The organism is Fibrobacter sp. UBA4297 (assembly GCF_002394865.1).
Taxonomy (GTDB): Bacteria; Fibrobacterota; Fibrobacteria; order Fibrobacterales; family Fibrobacteraceae; genus Fibrobacter.
Genome location: NZ_DGUZ01000005.1, coordinates 13,953 through 32,041, shown reverse-complemented (window position 1 = coordinate 32,041; position 18,089 = coordinate 13,953). Strand labels below are relative to the sequence as shown.

General features: G+C 48.7%; 9 protein-coding genes. 8 read left to right on the top strand and 1 reads right to left on the bottom strand.

The window, feature by feature from the left end; all coding sequences use genetic code 11:
* Positions 1 to 48 precede the first annotated feature (48 nt).
* The 7 genes from B3A20_RS01940 to B3A20_RS01910 all read left to right on the top strand — a co-directional run bounded on the left by B3A20_RS01940 (position 49) and on the right by B3A20_RS01910 (position 15,117).
* A complete protein-coding gene (locus B3A20_RS01940) occupies positions 49 to 3,048 on the top strand; it encodes a glycosyl hydrolase family 95 catalytic domain-containing protein (RefSeq protein WP_290761258.1) in 3,000 nt (999 codons plus the stop codon).
* A 390-nt stretch (positions 3,049 to 3,438) separates the two neighbouring features.
* On the top strand, positions 3,439 to 4,089 hold the full coding sequence (locus B3A20_RS01935; protein WP_290761256.1) for a hypothetical protein: 651 nt from the start codon (positions 3,439 to 3,441) through the stop codon (positions 4,087 to 4,089).
* Positions 4,090 to 4,336: 247 nt separating this feature from the next.
* On the top strand, positions 4,337 to 4,987 hold the full coding sequence (locus B3A20_RS01930) for a hypothetical protein (protein ID WP_290761254.1): 651 nt from the start codon (positions 4,337 to 4,339) through the stop codon (positions 4,985 to 4,987).
* A gap of 455 nt (positions 4,988 to 5,442) precedes the next feature.
* Complete coding sequence (locus B3A20_RS01925; RefSeq protein WP_290761252.1) at positions 5,443 to 7,101, top strand: cellulase family glycosylhydrolase; 1,659 nt, start codon at positions 5,443 to 5,445, stop codon at positions 7,099 to 7,101.
* 218 nt (positions 7,102 to 7,319) lie between these two features.
* Positions 7,320 to 9,197: an endo-1,4-beta-xylanase gene (locus tag B3A20_RS01920; protein ID WP_290761250.1), complete on the top strand. Its 1,878-nt coding sequence runs from the start codon at positions 7,320 to 7,322 to the stop codon at positions 9,195 to 9,197.
* Between the two features lie 224 nt (positions 9,198 to 9,421).
* Entirely contained in the window at positions 9,422 to 11,269 is a 1,848-nt protein-coding gene (locus B3A20_RS01915) for an endo-1,4-beta-xylanase (protein ID WP_290761248.1), read from the top strand.
* 212 nt (positions 11,270 to 11,481) lie between these two features.
* Positions 11,482 to 15,117 (top strand): response regulator, encoded by a 3,636-nt coding sequence (locus B3A20_RS01910; protein ID WP_290761246.1) that lies wholly within the window; start codon positions 11,482 to 11,484, stop codon positions 15,115 to 15,117.
* 3 nt (positions 15,118 to 15,120) lie between these two features.
* Here the strand turns inward: B3A20_RS01910 and B3A20_RS01905 are convergent, their stop codons facing one another.
* Positions 15,121 to 16,641, bottom strand: a complete 1,521-nt coding sequence (locus B3A20_RS01905; RefSeq protein WP_290761244.1) for an HD domain-containing phosphohydrolase — start codon at positions 16,639 to 16,641, stop codon at positions 15,121 to 15,123.
* A 239-nt stretch (positions 16,642 to 16,880) separates the two neighbouring features.
* Between B3A20_RS01905 and B3A20_RS01900 the strand changes: the two genes are divergently transcribed.
* Complete coding sequence (locus B3A20_RS01900; protein WP_290761242.1) at positions 16,881 to 18,029, top strand: acyltransferase family protein; 1,149 nt, start codon at positions 16,881 to 16,883, stop codon at positions 18,027 to 18,029.
* Positions 18,030 to 18,089 lie beyond the last annotated feature (60 nt).

The following is an 18,089-nucleotide window of genomic DNA, read 5'->3' as shown; positions in this document are numbered from 1 at the left end:
TCGATAGGATCTATGAAAACGGTGTGTTTTGGTTATGAGGAGAACGTTATGTTTAGAATAAAGAAATCTTTAGCAAGCCGAATCCTTTGCTCTGCAGCGCTTGTTTGCGCTGTCGGCTTTACAAGCACTTTTGCAACAACGGACAATCCGCTTACACTTTGGTACAACAGCGATGCTGGTTCTGAATTCACGAATGCACTCCCGATTGGTAACGGCTACATGGGTGGCCTTATTTACGGTGGTGTTGAAAAGGATTACATCGGCCTTAACGAAAGTACGGTCTGGTCGGGCGGCCCTGGCGACAACAATAAGCAGGGTGCTGCAAACCACTTGAAAGACGCCCGTGACGCCTTGTGGCGTGGCGACTACCGCACCGCAGAATCCATCGTGAGCCAGTACATGATTGGTCCAGGTCCTGCAAGTTTCCAGCCGGTGGGCGACCTTGTGATTTCTACTTCGCACAAGGGTTCTTCCAATTACCGCCGTGAACTTGATCTCAAGACTGCAATCGCAAAGACAACCTACACGGTGGGCGGCGTCAAGCATACCCGTGAATATTTCGCTAGCTACCCGGACCATGTGATTGTCGTTCACTTGTCTGCGGACAAGGATGGCTCGGTGAGTTTTGGTGCAACCATGACCACGCCGCATCGCAATAACCGCATGACCTCCAGCGGCAACACGCTCATTTACGATGTCACGGTCAATTCCATCAAGTTTCAGAATCGCTTGACTGTTGTTACCGATGGTGGCACGGTTTCTGTATCCAATGGCAACATCAACGTGCAGGGCGCAAATAGCGCAACGCTTATCCTCACGACCGCTACAAACTTCAAGTCCTATAACGATGTGAGCGGTGATCCGGGTGCCATCGCTTCCGACATCATGTCGAAAGTTGCCAAGAAATCCTATGAAGATTTACTTGCTGCACATCTCAAGGATTATCAGACCATTTTCAACCGCGTTAAGCTCGACCTTGGCACGGCTGACAAGAGCGCAGGCGATATCACCTCTACCCGCGTCAAGAATTTCAATTCCACGAACGACCCGTCTCTCGTAGAACTTCACTACCAGTATGGCCGTTACTTGCTCATCGCAAGCTCCCGTAAGGGTGGCCAGCCGGCCAACTTGCAGGGCATCTGGAACAAGGACACGAACCCGATATGGGGCAGTAAGTACACGACAAACATCAACCTCGAAATGAACTACTGGCCGGCAGAATCCGGCAACCTCGAAGAATGCGTTTGGCCGCTCATTGACAAAATCAAGTCCATGGTGCCGCAGGGCGAAAAGACCGCCAAGGTGCACTGGGGCGTAAATGAAGGCTGGGTAGAACACCACAATACCGACCTTTGGAACCGCTCTGCTCCGATTGACGGTGCGTGGGGACTTTGGCCGACAGGTGCTGGCTGGCTCACGACCCACCTTTGGGAACACTTCCTCTACAATCCGACGGACAAGGCGTACCTGCAGGACGTTTATTCAACAATGAAGGGTGCTGCACTCTTCTTCGTAAACAGCCTCGTCGAAGAACCGACTACGGGCAACAAGTATTTAGTCACCGCTCCGAGCGATTCCCCGGAAAATGACCATGGTGGCTATAACGTTTGCTTTGGTCCGACGATGGACAACCAGATTATCCGCGATGTGCTGAACTACACGATTGAAGCCTCCAAGATTCTCGGCGTCGATGAAGAACTGCGTGGCAAAATGGAAGCGACCGTCAAGCGCTTGCCGCCGACAAAGACCGGTAAGTATGGACAAATTACAGAATGGCTCCAGGACTGGGACGATCCGAATAACAAGAACCGTCACATTTCTCACTTGTACGGCCTTTTCCCGAGTGCTCAGATTACTCCGGAAGAAACTCCGGACTTAATCAAGGGCGCAGGCGTTACGCTCCAGCAGCGCGGCGACGATGCGACAGGTTGGTCTCTCGCTTGGAAAATCAACTTCTGGGCACGTATGCACGATGGTGACCACGCTTACAAGATGATTCGCATGCTGCTTACGCCGAGCAAAACTTACAACAACTTGTTCGATGCTCATCCGCCGTTCCAAATTGACGGTAACTTCGGAGCTGTCTCCGGCGTGAACGAAATGCTCATGCAGAGCCACAACAACAGGATCAATTTGCTCCCGGCTCTCCCGTCGCAGTGGGCAAACGGCTCCGTGAAGGGCATCCGCGCCCGTGGCGGTTTTGAAATTGATTCCATGGCATGGAAGGGCGGCAAGCTTACCTATGTTGCAATCAAGTCTCTCGTGGGTAGCACGCTGAATGTAGTGTCCGGTTCTAACAAGTTCTCGACCTCGACCGTTCCGGGCAAAGTCTACGAATTCGATGGTAACCTCAAGGTGACAAACGCACCGTTTGAACCACTCGAAATTACGGACAAAATCCAAGCGGAAAATTACGTGGCTATGGATGGCGTGCAAATTGAAGAAGATTCTCTTGGCACTCCGAACATCGGTTGGATTAATGATGGCGACTGGACGCAGTACTACGTGAATGTTCCGGCTGCGGGTAGCTATGTTTTGACGGGCCGCGTTGCAACAGGCTCCGAAAAAGAAAGTGTCATCACGGTCACGGATTCTACGGGTAAGATTCTCGGAACGCTCTCTGTTGACCCTACAAAGTCCAAAGGCTGGAACGACTGGTACGAAGCTTCTACGAAGATTGCGCTCTCGGCAGGCAAGCAAAAACTCACGTTTACATACACCGGCGAAGATACGTACCTTGGCAACGTAGACTGGTATAATTTAAAGGCTGATCCGACGGCACTCCCGCAGGCCAAAATGCGTAATGCTTCACTCTCCGTAAGTCGCGTGCCGTACTCTCACGCATCCATTGCGCTGATGGTGAATGCCCCTGCAAATGATTACGTTGTCCATCTTGTTGGTGTGAACGGCAAGTTCATTGGCTCGCGGCGCGGCCACGGTGAAGGCCTCGCAGAATTTGGCGTTGGCGCTCCTCTTGCGCCGGGCATGTACTTTGCCATCGTCAAGAGTGGTTCCATGCAAAAGACCATGAAACTCACTGTCCGTTAAGCTTGCCACCCCGCGCTTTATGTCATCCCGGCCTTGTGCCGGGACGGGGTCACCATACACAATTGTCATCCTGAGCGCAGCGTAGCGAAGTCGAAGGATCTAGGGCTGCGCAATAATCTTTCCTCCTCACTCACAAAGGTCCTGGACTTGCAAAAGTCCGGGGCTTTTTCCCATCGTCATTCCCGCGAGAGTGGGAATCCATACAAATGTCGTTTTGAAACCATGTAATTCGCACCATCTTCTAGAATAAATGATATGAATGATCATGAAAAATTATATTATTGTATCTGCGAAGAGTAAATGTCTCAAAAGTCATGGGGTGTTTGCAAAAATGAAAACCATACGGGAACCTATCTCCCTGCACTTCCTATTCTTTTGTTGAGGTGATATATGAAAAAATTATGGATGTTGCTTGTATCGGTGGTCTTGTGTTTTGTGGCATGTGATATGCCTGCAACCGGAGGAAATCCAGGTGAGGGAAAATGTTCCTATATAATGAAAGAGCATGGAATAATGACAAATGGCATTAGGATTATCTGCCCTTTTGATTCTATTTGTGATGTGAAGTTTTCTTTTGGATCTGTTGCTATTCCTGATGATTATGGATGTGTTGCTGGATTTGAGTATAAATTTGCACAAGGAAATGAAACAAAAACTGTAAAAAAAAATTATTTTTATTCGGAGCCTAGTCAAAATACCAGTGTTGATTTAATTCTTGATTCGAATAATTGTGCGAGTATATCTCTTTTCGATATCAACAACGTTGAAAAGAAATATGACATCGACCTTTCCGGGATAATCCATTCCTATACGGTCCATGGTGATTCCGTTGACGTAAACGTGATGAAGGGGTGTAGTTTTAAATTGTACTATTGTAATAAAGAAACTGTATATGGAGATCAATTGCTAGATGGTAAATATACGTTTCTTGCTACAGAAGGTTGTGATAAAGAAAGCAGTTACAGGTGCCTTTGGCATAATCAAGGTCCCTTCCAAAAGGATGATTTAAACATATCTGCTACAATATACTGGAAAAAATGAATGTTCCGGTGACGCCCAGTCTACAGGCATTACGATGTTTACTAAAACGCCCCTTGGCGAATGGGTTACCCGTTGGGTCTTAGACGGTGACCTTTGGGTTGGAGAAAAAGGTTTAGACTTTAAGATAGCTTCTGCGACTGTGTCTAGAACATCTTATATTTATCAAAACCTTGATGGAACTTTTGTAACGGGAGCGCATACGGGAACCTACTTACCGGCTCTTCCCATACTTCTGTTGAGGTGATATATGAAAAAATTATGGATGTTGCTTGTATCGATAGTCTTGTGTTTTGTGGCGTGTGATATGCCTGCAACCGGGGGAAATCCAGGTGAGGGGGAATGTTCCTATATAATGAAAGAGCATGGAATAATGACAAATTTCATTAGGATTATCTGTCCTTTTGATTCTATTTGTGATGTGAAATTTTCTTTTGGACCTGTAGCTGTTCCTGATGATTATGGTTGTGTTGCTGGGTTTGAGTATAAATTTGTGCAAGAAAATGAAATAAAAATTGTAAGAAAAAATTATTTTCATTCAGAGCTTAATCAAAACACTAGTGTTGATTTGGTTCTTGATTCGAATAAACGCGCAAGTATATCCCTTATCGATATCAACAACGTTGAAAAGAAATACGACATCGACCTTTCTGGAATAATTAATTCCTATACCGTTCGCGGCGATTCCGTTGACGTAAACGTGATGAAGGGGTGTAGTTTATCTTTGTATGAGTGTGATAGAGAAACTGTATATGGAAATCTTATACTGGATAGTAGATACTCATTTTCGATATTAGAAGGTTGTAAAAAATATTATAGTTATGATTGCCTGTGGGATAATCAAGGACCTTTAAAAAAAGATAATCTTGATATCCATGCTAAAATTTACTGGAAACAATGAATGTTCTGGCGACGCTTATTCCACAGGCATTACGATGTTTACTAAAACGCCCCTTGGCGAATGGGTTACCCGTTGGGTCTTAGACGGTGACCTTTGGGCTGGAGAAAAAGGTTTAGACTTTAAGATAGCTTCTGCGACTGTGTCTAGAACATCTTATATTTATCAAAACCTTGATGGAACTTTTGTAACGGGCGCGCATACGGGAACTTACTTGCCTGCTCTTCCCATACTTTTTAAAAAATATCCAATATCGTTGACTCCTGAAAATCACGCTAATTTTTCTTTCGCTATGTCTCCCCGGATTTATTCCGGGGTCGCCATACACACTCGCAATTACAGATTCTTCCTATTGATAAATTGACAAAACAACTTGCATTCACGCATGCGACATTCCACATCCAATAGCATACATTTATGGGTGGGGATAGTAGGTTAATAAAAAAAGGGAGGATCTCATGAAAAAGAGAGTTCTTGGTTTGGTATTTGTCCTTTGCGTGAACTTGTTTGCTGTCACAAGCCAGTTCCGCGGAGTCAACTGGGCGGATAAGCGCGACAACTTCGTCTCGGACGTTCTCGTGCTTTCGGGCATGAACCTTTCGGACACTTACGAATCGGCTTCTGTCGTTGCGGAGCGCGTCATCGGGCAGTTCCAGGAGCTGTTCGGCACGAACAGCGTCCGCATTCCTATCAACGAGCCGACTGCACTCAAGTTCTGGAACACTTATACAGGCGTTATTGACGTGGGTCTTTCCAAGGGACGCATTGTCATTGGCTATTGGGGCCCCGCGCAACCAGCCGGCCCGAAGAACATGAACGACTGGTGGAAAATGTGGGAAACCGTCGTGAAAAAGTACGGCGACCATCCGAACGCCTACTTTGAAATTTTCAACGAACCGCACATGTATAACAAGACGGACCTTCGCAATCTCTATGCGGACTGGCTCAAGAAATTTCCGAACGTCCCGCGCGACCACATTTTGCTCGATGGCTCCGGCCTCGCCTGGAACGTCCCGGATATTGCCGACGACCCGCGCTTTGAAGGCTGCCTCTTTGCCGTTCATGAATACACGTTCTGGAACATGAGCATCACCACTGAACAGGGCTGGAAAAACAGCTTCAAGGGCAAGGTCGGCAAGTACATCGACCGCACCGTCTGCACGGAATGGGGTGGCGCCATGAGTCCTGGCGACAAGGCGGGCGTGCATTACGACTATCAGGATTACAACAAGGCTCCGACCAACTACTTCACCGCTTACATCCGCGGCATGTCGGACCAGCTCCGCGAATGGGAAATGGGCAGTTTCTACTGGCCGGGCCTCCGTGATGGTGACTGGTACAGCATGACCAAGCGCACGGGCGAGGGCGCAAACATTAAGCTTCAGATTGTGAACCAGTCCGGTGTGGACCGCATGCAAATGGCATGGGCCGATACGGTCGAAACGACGCCCCCGCAACAGGACCCGTTTGGCGGTTTTGATGCAGACGGAAAGCCGGTTGCTGGCAAGGCGATTGCTATTCCGGGCACGCTCGAAGCCGAAAATTACGACCTCGGCGGTAGCCGCGTCTCGTTCTACGACAAGTCTTCCACAAACGAAGGCGGTGCTTACCGCAAGGATGCCGTGGACATCGTTGTCCTTGATTCCGCAGACCTCTCGAAGGGCTACGCTTTAGGCTACACGCAGGATGGCGAATGGCTTGAATATACCGTCAATGTGGCAAAAACGGCTGAATACAGCGTTGCCGTCCAGATGGCGACCGCATCAGAAAAGGCGGGCGTGCAGCTCTTTATCGACAACAAGGCTGTTTCTGACAGCATTATTGCAAAACAGGGCGAAGACTGGTCGACTTATACCGCCGTGCAAGCTAAATTGGGTGAAATTGCAGCCGGTGAACACGTCCTCAAGATGCAAATTGTGGGCAATTACGTGAATATCGACAATATTCGCTTCTGCGAAGGCGAAAAATGCGAAGAAACGGTCGGAATCCGCGCAAATCGCGCTTCCTCCGTGCGCACTCTCGAAAACTCCTTCCCGCGCCTCCGCATCCAAAACAACAAGCTCTTTGTTGAGAAAAATGGCCGCCACTTCGACCTCACCGGCCACCGCATCAAGTAAGCATAGTCATGCCCGCCGAAGCCTGTCATGCCCGACGCCTGTCCTCGCGCCTGTCCTCGCTTGACGGGGATGACGGGGATGATCGGGCATCTCCATTACGAATATTCCACTATGGATTTTTTATCAATGATAAGTATTTGCTTTTTTGGAGCACTTTTCAAAAAAGAGGATATGTTTAGAATGGTTATGGGTATTAACCGTGTATGAGGATTAGGTATATGAGAAAACTTTCTCTCTCTTTGGCTGCAGTTGCCGTTGCTGGTTTTGTCTCCGTTGCTAACGCAGCCCTTGCCGATGGCGGTGCAAAATTCCTGGGTAACATCACTACGGGCGGCCAGATTCGTAGCGACTTTGCTCAATATTGGAACCAGATTACACCCGAAAACGGCTGTAAGTGGGGCTCCATCCATTCCCTTTCTAATGGCAACAGCGGTACAAGCAAGTTCGCCTGGGACAACTTCGACAAGTGCGAAAGCGCCTACAAGTGGGCCAAGGAAAAACCGGGCGAACGCCACTTCAAGTTCCACGCCCTCGTTTGGGGTTCCCAGTACCCGAACTTCCTCTGCAAAAAGAAAAATCCGGGCATTACCGTAGAACTCACCAAAAAGTACATCACCGAATGGTTCGATGCCGTTGCCGCGAAGTTCCCGGACCTCGAATACATTGACGTGGTGAACGAAGCTATTTGGGCGGGTAACAACTACCACTCTGGTTACGGCAAGCCTGCTGCAGGTGCCGAAGGCCACAGTACCGACGATACCGAATGCGGCGGCTCCTACATTATCGAAGCCCTTGGCGGTGACCGCGTGGTGAATGGCAAACACCAGTATGACTTTATCACGAATGCCTTCAAGATGGCCCGCGAACGTTGGCCGAAGGCTGTACTTATCTATAACGACTACAACACGCTCTCCTGGCAGATCAACGAAGGTATCGAACTTATCCAGACCATCGTCAAGAATGGCGCTCCGGTCGATGCCTACGGTCAGCAGGCTCACGACTGTAAGGGCATGAGCAAGTCCGATTTCGAAAGCAAGATGACCCGTATCCATAACGAGACGGGCCTCCCGCTCCTCGTTTCGGAATACGATATCGGCGAAGCCGACGATACCAAGCAAAAGAACGATTACGCAAACCAGATCCCGTTCATGTGGGAAACGCCGTGGGTTGCTGGCATCACCATCTGGGGCTACATCAACGGCTCTACTTGGGTTGCAAACACCGGCCTCATCGAAAAAGATGGCCGCAAGCGCGCTTCCATGAACTGGCTCGAAGACTACTTCGCCAAGAACTTGAGCAAGGGCAAGAACGACGTGACCTTCACACCGGTTGAACCTGAACCGCAGCTTCCGTTCAAGGGTGAACCGATTGCCATTCCGGGTAAGGTCGAAGCCGAAGATTTCGATATTCCGGGTGTGGGCATCAACGAAGACGGTACGAGCAACCAGTCCTATAGCGACGATTCCGAAAATCACGGCGATAGCGATTACCGCAAGGACACGGGCGTTGACCTTTACAAGAAGGCGACCGGTGTAATCGTGGGCTACAACAGCGAAGGCGACTGGCTCGAATGGACCGTGAACGTGAAGGAAGCGGGCGACTACACGATGTTTGCCGCCGTGGCTGCCGCGGGTTCTACCTCCAGCTTCCAACTCTCTCTCGATGGCAAGGCGCTTACCGAAAAGATTTCTGTCCCTGCTGCCAAGGAAGGTGAAGAAAACTACGATGACTACAACAAGGTCAAGGCAAACGTGACTCTCCCGGCTGGTAAGCACGTGCTCCGCATGGACGTAACGGGCGCCTGGTTTGACGTGGACTACTTCACCTTCGTGAAGGGCAAGGACGCGACCGACCCCGAACCGATCGAAGAAGAAATTCCAGATGCCATTCAGTCGAACCTCCGCATGAATTACCCGGTTCTCAGCGATTACGATGTCTTTGACATGAACGGCGTCCGTCTCGGCCGCATGAGCGCCTACTCCGTAGACGAAGCCGTGACGACCCTCAAGAATACGAGCGCCATCAAGGTCCAGGGAATCTACCTGCTTCGTTCCGTCAAGAGCGGCATGGTAAAGTCCGTCCGCGTGACCCGTTAAAATATCCTAATCCATAACTTCCCCGAATGGGGGAGTCTAAAATACCCCAGGACCTTCGAGCACTCCTCGAAGGTCCTTTTTTTACTATGTCACCTCGGCTTTGTAAAAATTCCATTATGGACATTTTGTCAATGATAAATATTTGACTTTTTGAGGCTATTTCTAAAAACAAGGATATGTTTATAATGGTTGTATGGGACTCTTAACCTATGAGGATGTGGAAAATGAAATCAAAATATTTGAAAGGTTTATTGGCTGCTGCACTTTTGGGTGGTGCAGTAAGTTCTTACGCAGGTCCAGGCCTTGCCGATGGCGCGGCCAAGTTCATTGGTAACATTACCCAGAGTAATAGTGTCGGCTCAGACTTTACTGCGCTCTGGAACCAGGCTACGGCCGAAAACGGCTGTAAGTGGGGTTCCGTCGAAGGTACTCGTGGCCGTTACAACTGGGGTGCCTGCGATGCTGCCTATAACTGGGCAAAGCAGAACGGGGGTCACTTCAAGTTCCACGCTTTGGTGTGGGGCTCCCAGTATCCGAACTGGCTCAATGGCCTTAGCACAGACGAAACGAAGAAGGCGATTACCGCCTGGTTCGATGCGGTCAAGGAACATTACCCCGATCTCGAAATGATCGACGTGGTGAACGAAGCTATCCGCACGGGTAACAACAGCTATCATTCTCCTTATGGCAAGAACAACAACATCATTCCGGCACTCGGTGGCGATAATGGTGGCAATTACCAGTTCGTAACGACCGCCTTCAAGATGGCGCGCGAACGTTGGCCGAAGGCAATCCTTATCTATAACGACTATAATACCGTCCAGTGGAACAAGGATCAGGGCATTCAGCTTATCCAGACCATCAAGAAAAACGGTGCTCCGGTTGACGCATACGGCTTGCAGGCCCACGACATGATGAGCCAGGGCGGTGGCGCTGGTGGTACCGGTGGCGGCGGCGTCTGCTTGAACATCAACACCCTTAAGAGTGTGCTCAAGGAAATTTGGGACAAGACCCAGACCCCGATGTTCATCAGCGAATACGACATTGCAACTACCGACGACAATATCCAGAAGCAGTGCTACTCCGAACAGATTTCTCACTTCATGGAAAACGAACACATTGCCGGCATTACCATCTGGGGCTACATTTATGGTCGCACTTGGCTCGACTGTAACGGCACTGCGAGTGGCTGCTCCGGCATTGTCAAGAATGGCCAGGACCGCGCCGCTTTGAAGTGGATGAGGGAGTACCTCAAGAGCAACAAGGGCGTGAACACGACTGGCCTCAATACAGGTGTTCTCACTCCGGTTGACCCTGTTCCGCAGGAACCGTTCAAGGGCGAAGCTCTCGCTGTTCCGGGCAAGATTGAAGTCGAAGATTTCGATAAGCCGGGCCAGGGCAAGAACGAAGACGGTACGAGCAATGAATCCTATGGCGACGATTTCGAAAACCATGGCGACTCTGACTACCGCAAGGATACCGGTGCAGACCTTTACAAGAAGGCTACTGGCGTTGCTCTCGGCTACAACACTACGGGTGACTGGTACGAATACACCATCAACATTGCCGAAGCTGGCGACTACACCGCAGTAGCTTCTGTTGCAACCGAAGGCACGGGCGCATTTACGCTCTCCCTCGATGGCAAGTCTCTCGCTGAATTCGAAGTCACTGGCACAAGCTACGATGAATTCTCCGACGTAAAGAAGAAGGTGACACTCCCGGCTGGTAAGCACGTGCTCCGCATGGATGTGACTCAGCAGTACTTCGACATCGACTATATCAACTTCGTGAAGGGTGAAGTTGCCGACAATCCGGGTGGCGACAATCCGGGTCAGGGAGGTGATGAACCGGGTCCGATTTCCATCAAGCCGCAAATCCAGTATCAGGCTTCGAGAATTGGCAGCTACGACGTCTTCGATGCAAACGGTGTCCGTCTTGGCCGCATGAACGCTTACTCCATGGGCGAAGCAGTCCAGATTCTCAAGAGCTCTAGCGATGTCAAGAACAATGGCATCTACATGCTCCGCTCTGTCCAGAATGGCGCCGTGAAGTCTGTCCGTATCTCTCGCTAAAAGGATTCCTAATCCATAACTCCCCTAAACCAAACGGGGAGCCTTAAATACCCAAAGGCCTTCGAGGTTCCCCTCGAAGGTTCTTTTTTTACCATACCCGCGCGCATCCTCTTTACCTGTGCAAAGGCAAAAAATTCCTTTTTTTATAGAACTCTCTATATCGCTAAACGTAAAATTGATGTATTTTAATTAATTGCAGAAAGGGAGCAATTATGAGTGATGGTGAGAATCAGGCTGCATACGCTGAACTGTTCACGGAAATCTTTTACGAGCAGTTTATTTCGGCATATTATGTCAATTTGCTGGATTATACGTATGTCGTTTACTATCGCAAGAAGGGCATCGAAAAAAAGTATGGCAATGGCGAAAATGCCGTTGAAGCTCTCCAGAAGTTTATTTCCGAAGATGTCCACCCCGATGACCGGGAAATGCTGAAAAATCTCGTGTCGCCGGATTATATCCGCAAGCGCCTCAAAAAAGAGAGCAGTTTTTCGTACGTGGTACGTGAAATTGCAACTGACAAGGAGCGCTACTGCAAGCTGCAAGTCACCCGCGGCCGCGATGACGACCACATCGCCTTGAGCTTCTTGAACGTCGATGACGAAATCCGCAAACGCATGAAGGTCGAAGAAGGGTACCACATCATTCAGGCGCTGGCCTCGGAATACAATGTACTCTACCGCATTGACCTTGAATCCGAAAAGATGCTCTCGTACATCAAGTCCCAGACGCATAGCGGCTTTGAAAAGCAAATCCATAGCGATACAAAATATTCCGATGCGCTCGAAAAATACGCCAAAGGAATTGTATGTGATAGAGATGCCGATCGCCTTTTGACGTTGGCGTCTGTCCAAAGTATCCGAGAAAAGTTGTCAAAGCAAAGTCATTTTGAAATAGATTACCAGGATAAGTTTGGTCACTATTTCGAGATGAAGTTTGTTCGTGTTTCTGGTGCGAAGTTGTCTGTGTTTGTCGTGGCTGTTGCGGACCGCGACGAGGAAATGCGGGCAAGTGCCATGAACCGCGAATTTTCCGAAATTGCAAATGCGCTGAGTATTGAGTACGAAATCATCTACTACGTGAACTTGAAAGACGAATCGTATGACGTATTCAGTCAAGAAGGCAGCTACATCAAGCTGAAGCTTTTGATGTCCGGCAAGCACTTCTTTGATGAATGTTCAAGAGATATCAAGAAGATTATCTATCCGCAAGACATTGACAAGATTACCGAAACCATGAACAAGGAAAAGCTGCTGAAACGGCTTGCGGAAGAAAAGTCATTTTCTGTGGAATATCGCCTTACCGTAAATCGCGATGTGCAGTATTATCGTCTCAATGTGCTGAGCTCCAAGGCTGCCGATGACCATGTCATCATCGCTGTCGCTAATGTCAATAAGGAAGTAGTGGCAAGGAAAGAGCGCGAACGCGATATGGAACGCAATTTCGAAATTATCAATGTGCTTGCAACAGAGTATTCTTCTGTCTATTACATTGACCTCGAAACAGATACGTTTACGCCGTACACGATGAGTTCCTATACAGAAACAAAGTTTGGAGAAATATTCTCAAACGGAAACTGCTATTCTAAGTTATTCCAAATGTACGTTGACGGTTTTGTCTATGAGCTTGACCGGAAACGGGTGGCCGCAGCGGCGTCCATTGAAAACATCAAGGCTCAACTTGAAAACCAGAAGTCGTTTACGACGCAGTACCGAAAGTACGAGGGCAACGGCACCCGCTATATCGAGATGAAGTACGTAAAAGTTGGGGCTGCAAACGGGCGGCCAAGAGCTGTGGTGCTGTGCTTTGCCGACAAGGATGCCGAAATCCTGAGCCGCTATGTGGATAGCAAACTCTATGAAGATTATTTTGCCGTTTATTTTGTAAGTCTAGAAGACGATACGGTCCGCAGTGTCCGCGATTCGACGGTCTATGAAAAAGCGAAGTTTTATGGCGGCTTCGCCAAGTATAGCAGTGTCGTTCTTGAATTCAGCAAGGAGGTTCTTCCAGAATTCCGTGAAATGTGGGAGCACATGGCGGATGTTGAATTTATGCGTGCCTACCTTGCCAATGACGACAAGCGCGAATTCAATTATAGGGCGCTGAAGGGAGAATGGCGCCGTGTGACGTCTTTTGTGATTGAACGTCGAAATGGCGTTCCGATAAGTTTTGTCATGACATTCATGTTCATCGACAATATGACCGCCCAGAAGATGGAACTCGATGCAAAAATTGCGGAACAGAAACTGGAACTTGAAAAACAGCAGAAACTTCTGGAACAGGCTCTTGTGCAGGCCGAAAAGGCGAACAACGCAAAGACGATGTTCCTTTCGAACATGTCGCATGACATCCGCACGCCGATGAACGCCATTATCGGTTTTACAAATTTGGCATTGAACAACCTCGAAGACCCGGTAATGGTCAAGAACTATTTGGAAAAGACGGTTGTCTCGAGTACGCATCTCTTGTCGCTCATCAACGATATTCTCGATATGAGCCGTATTGAATCGGGCAAGATTCGTCTTGAAGAAGTGAATTGCAACTTGTCCGAAATTATGCATGACCTGAATACGATTATTTTGGGCCAGGCAAGCGCCAAGCAGCAGAACCTTTATATGGACACTTTTAACATTGAGAATGAACACGTTGTCTGTGACAAGCTGCGCTTGCACCAGATGCTAATCAACTTGCTTTCGAACGCGGTCAAGTTTACGCCTGTTGGCGGTCATATCCACGTGTTTGTCCGTCAGACCGGGAAAGGCGAAAAAACGGGAACGTATGAGTTCCATGTCAAGGACGATGGCATCGGCATGAGTCCGGAATTCTTGAATGTCCTGTATGAACCGTTTGAACGTGAACGCACCTCGACGATTTCCAAGACGCAGGGCACCGGACTTGGGATGTCCATCACCAAGAAAATTGTCGATATGATGGGCGGCCGCATTGATGTCATTAGCGCCCCGAATCAGGGAACGGAATTCATTATCCGCTTGAATCTGAAAATTCAGGATACGTCCGTGATCATGATGAAGCTGGATTCTTTGCAAAACGCGCGTGCTCTTGTGGTCGCTAGCGATTACAACGCATGTTCGAGTGCAACAAATCTTTTGCGCCGCTTAGGGATGCGTGCCGAATGGACAATGTATGGCAAGGAAGCCGTGTTGCGGATAAAAGAGTCCATCGATCGGCGCGAGGCGTATTCTGTTGTTGTTTTGGACGACCTGTTGCTGGATATGGATGGCTTTGATGCCGTCCGACAAATCCGCATGATTCCTGGCCATGAAAATCTGATAGTCGTTATGGCGTCTTATGATTGTGCAAACTTCGAGAAAGAGGCACGCGAGGCGGGGGTGAATGCGTTTATGAGTAAGCCGCTGTTCCTCTCCGAGATGCACAATGTCCTCGCGCGTGCCATTGGCATGTTAAAAGAAGAAGTGAAGGATGAGGGCGATGTCTTTTGCAATTTTGCCGGGAAGAAAATTCTTCTTGTCGAAGACAACGAGCTCAACCGCGAAATTGCTCAGACCGTTCTTGAAGAGATGAAACTTGTCGTTGATACTGCAGAAGATGGAAGTGTCGCCTTGAAAATGCTCAAGGTGGCAAAGCCGGGCGCCTACGACATGATATTGATGGACGTGCAGATGCCAGTGATGGATGGTCTAGAGGCGTCCCGTCAGATAAGGGCTTTGCGCAACGATTACTTCAAGCATGTCCCGATTGTTGCGATGACCGCAAACGCATTTGAAGAAGACCGCAAGGCCGCTATGGATGCCGGCATGAACGAGCACATCGCAAAACCCATTGATGTTGAAAAACTCAAAAAAGTCCTGCACAAATTTTTAGGATAGGCGTTACCTAAAGAATTCCACGCACCCGTAGACGGAAATGAGTTCCGGATTCTCGGGGTTGCGTCTGTTCCAGCATTGTTGGACCCTGATCTTGCATGGGCATTTTTCGCCTTTCACTCGCATTTCGCTATTAAACGTGAACGAGTCATTGTTTAGCTGTGGATCGTGCAGCAATTTTACAAATTCATCCCAGTTTTCCCGCCCGAAGATATTCCAGAAATCGCTATTGTTTTCGGGCTCGGACATGACCTTCGGAAAACTTAACGCCCTGGCGTTCTTGGCTTCAAGCTTCAGTAACGAAGGCTCGTAAGTGTATTCAAACGTAACACCTCTCTGTAACGAGGCGAAGAACTGGCTTTTTTTACGTTCCGTTAGATACTGCTCGTAGATGATGTTGTTCGAATTTTCTTCGGTGCTTTCAAAAAAGGAACGCGCAATTTTGGCAAAGTCTGTATCGCTAAGCTTGCTTGAGCGATGGTCTTTCAGCTCTTGAGGCAGGCTGTCGGCAACATCTCCGAGACATTCTAAAAGCAGGGGATTGAATACGCCGCATTCGTTGTTGCGGATCATCTCAAGCGCCTTCTCGTGGCTGAACGCCTTCTTGTAACAGCGCTCGCTAGTAAGTGCGTCATAGACGTCGGCAACAGAAACGACTTGAGCACTGATAGGGATTTCGTCGCCTTTGAGGCCGTCGGGGTAACCTCGACCGTCGAAACGTTCGTGGTGCCAGCGGCAGATGTCATAAGTGAACTTCATCAGCGGCTCGTTCTTGAAGAACTGGATAGCTTCGAGCATGTTGGCTCCGTTAATGGAGTGCTGCTTCATGATTTCGAATTCTTCTTTCGTGAGCTTGCCGGGCTTGTTTAAAATCTCGTCAGGAATTGTGATTTTCCCAATGTCGTGCATTGAAGAGGCTGTTGCAATGGTGTTGATTTCTTCTTCGGTGATCTTGTATTCTTTGGTGCGCTTGAGCAAGGCGCGTAAAAGGATATCGGTGATTTTCTTGATGTGCAGCACGTGCATGCCACTTTCTCCATTACGGAATTCCACAATGTGGCTCAAGATGGAAATCAGCATGTCGCTGTTTCGCGTTCTTTCGTAAATCTTGTCGGTCACAAGTTCCGAAAGCTGCATTTGCTTTAAGTAAAGGTTGATGGTATTGCGGACGCGGGTCTGCACGACCATCTGGTCGAACGGGCGGTAAATAAAGTCGGTCACGCCGAGCGAAAACGCTTTTTCCACTTGCGGGGAGGAGGTCTCTGCCGAAATCATCACGACAGGAGTCCCTTTGATCCATCCTTGGTCGTTCATGACCTTGAGGACCTCGAGCCCGTCACGTCCAGGCATAATCATGTCCAGCAAGACGAGCGTGATTTCTTGAGCCATCTTTTCGAGAATATCGATGGCCTCGTTGCCGTCTTTTGCTTCGATGATATCATATTCGTCAGAGAGCAGGTCCGAAAGTACAACCCTGTTCATGGCGTCGTCATCGACAATCAAAATTTTTGCACGTTCGTTGCTCATGGTCGAAACACCGATTTTTATTTTCTCTTTCTTAAGTGGTTGTACTTATTTAATTTAAGAAAAATGTAACGAAAAAGAGCGTTTTATCTCCTGAAAAATCAAAATACCCCTTCCATTTGCGCAAAATCACCATATTGAATTGCTAAGCTTGCTTCAAAACTCTTGTCATTCCCGCCTACCTGTCCTCGCTTGACGGGGACGAGCGGGAATCTCCCTGTTTTTTCTAAATTTTCCTTGAAATGCCGAAACCAGCAAATTATTTCCCCGCCATTGACGGGCTCCGTCTTCTTGCGAGCCTGAACATTGTCATGCTCCATCTAGGCAGTTCCAACGCCCTTATGTACATGTCCGATTGCAAGTGGGTCATGCCCATCATTTCGGCGCCTGCCTTTGCCGCGGGGATTTTCTATGTGCTGGCCGGTTTCCTTTTCGCAAGCAAGTACAGCGACCCGGACCGCAGTATCCCGGTCATCCCGTTCATGTTCAGCCGCATTGCGAAGCTTTACCGTTTGCACTTTTTCATGACGCTCCTCATGTTTGTGCTCGTCATTTTCAAGATGAGCGGCTACACGCATTTACCCGCATTCTCTGAAATAGGCGATTGCGCCTCGGCGGGGCTTGCGAAGATGTTCCACCCGTGGCGGAGCCTCCTCATGCATCTCTCGCTCACGTGGTCGATAGTCCCGGATCTCGGCATGAAGTTGAATGAACCGTCTTGGTCCTTGACGAGCTTTTTCCTCTGCTATGCGATTACGCCGTGGTTCAGCCGTTGGCTTATCCGGCAGAATCGTCGCACGCTCTGGATTCTCTTTGGCTGCGTGTTCGTTCCGGGCATCCTTTGGGCTATCGTGTATGGCAAAACGGGCAATTTATGGTTTGATGGTTTCGATGCCAAGTACCGCTTTTTCCACATGTTTGCTCCGGTACGCGTCTTTGAATATATCTTTGGCATGGTGCTTTACCGCCTTTACAACGAGGGCGTCTTTGACGTTTTCAAGAAAGATTATGTGAGTGGCGTGGCCCAAGCGCTGCTGCTCCTTGCACTTTACGGAAGTCTCTTCCTTATGCGTCCTGATGCAAATCCAGGGTATAATTATTTTATCCACCATAGCCTTCCGATTTTCATTTACGGTATGTTTGTGGTGTGCCTCCTTTCGGGCAAGGGCTTCTTGGCGAGATTCTTCTGCATCCCGCTTGTGCGTCGTGTTGGCCGTGCGTCTTTCTACCCGTACTTGATCCATTTGCCTATCATCACGTTTGCGTGGGGCATTTGCAACCTGAACCGTCCGAAGAACACCATCCTTTTGCTCCTCTTTATCTATACGGTTAGCACGCTTTACATGGAATTTAAAATCTGGCGCCGCAAGAAGGTTAAGGCTAGGACCTAGAACTTAGAACACTCTCTATTATCTTTAAGCAATTCTAAGATCTGCCAACTAAATAAGCCG

Bases quoted from the DNA above. Each gene is read 5' to 3' on its own strand.
- B3A20_RS01905 (WP_290761244.1), bottom strand. From the start codon at position 16,641: ATGAGCAACGAACGTGCAAAAATTTTGATTGTCGATGACGACGCCATG.
- B3A20_RS01915 (WP_290761248.1), top strand. From the start codon at position 9,422: ATGAAATCAAAATATTTGAAAGGTTTATTGGCTGCTGCACTTTTGGGT.
- B3A20_RS01940 (WP_290761258.1), top strand. From the start codon at position 49: ATGTTTAGAATAAAGAAATCTTTAGCAAGCCGAATCCTTTGCTCTGCA.
- B3A20_RS01910 (WP_290761246.1), top strand. From the start codon at position 11,482: ATGAGTGATGGTGAGAATCAGGCTGCATACGCTGAACTGTTCACGGAA.
- B3A20_RS01935 (WP_290761256.1), top strand. From the start codon at position 3,439: ATGAAAAAATTATGGATGTTGCTTGTATCGGTGGTCTTGTGTTTTGTG.
- B3A20_RS01920 (WP_290761250.1), top strand. From the start codon at position 7,320: ATGAGAAAACTTTCTCTCTCTTTGGCTGCAGTTGCCGTTGCTGGTTTT.
- B3A20_RS01925 (WP_290761252.1), top strand. From the start codon at position 5,443: ATGAAAAAGAGAGTTCTTGGTTTGGTATTTGTCCTTTGCGTGAACTTG.
- B3A20_RS01930 (WP_290761254.1), top strand. From the start codon at position 4,337: ATGAAAAAATTATGGATGTTGCTTGTATCGATAGTCTTGTGTTTTGTG.
- B3A20_RS01900 (WP_290761242.1), top strand. From the start codon at position 16,881: ATGCCGAAACCAGCAAATTATTTCCCCGCCATTGACGGGCTCCGTCTT.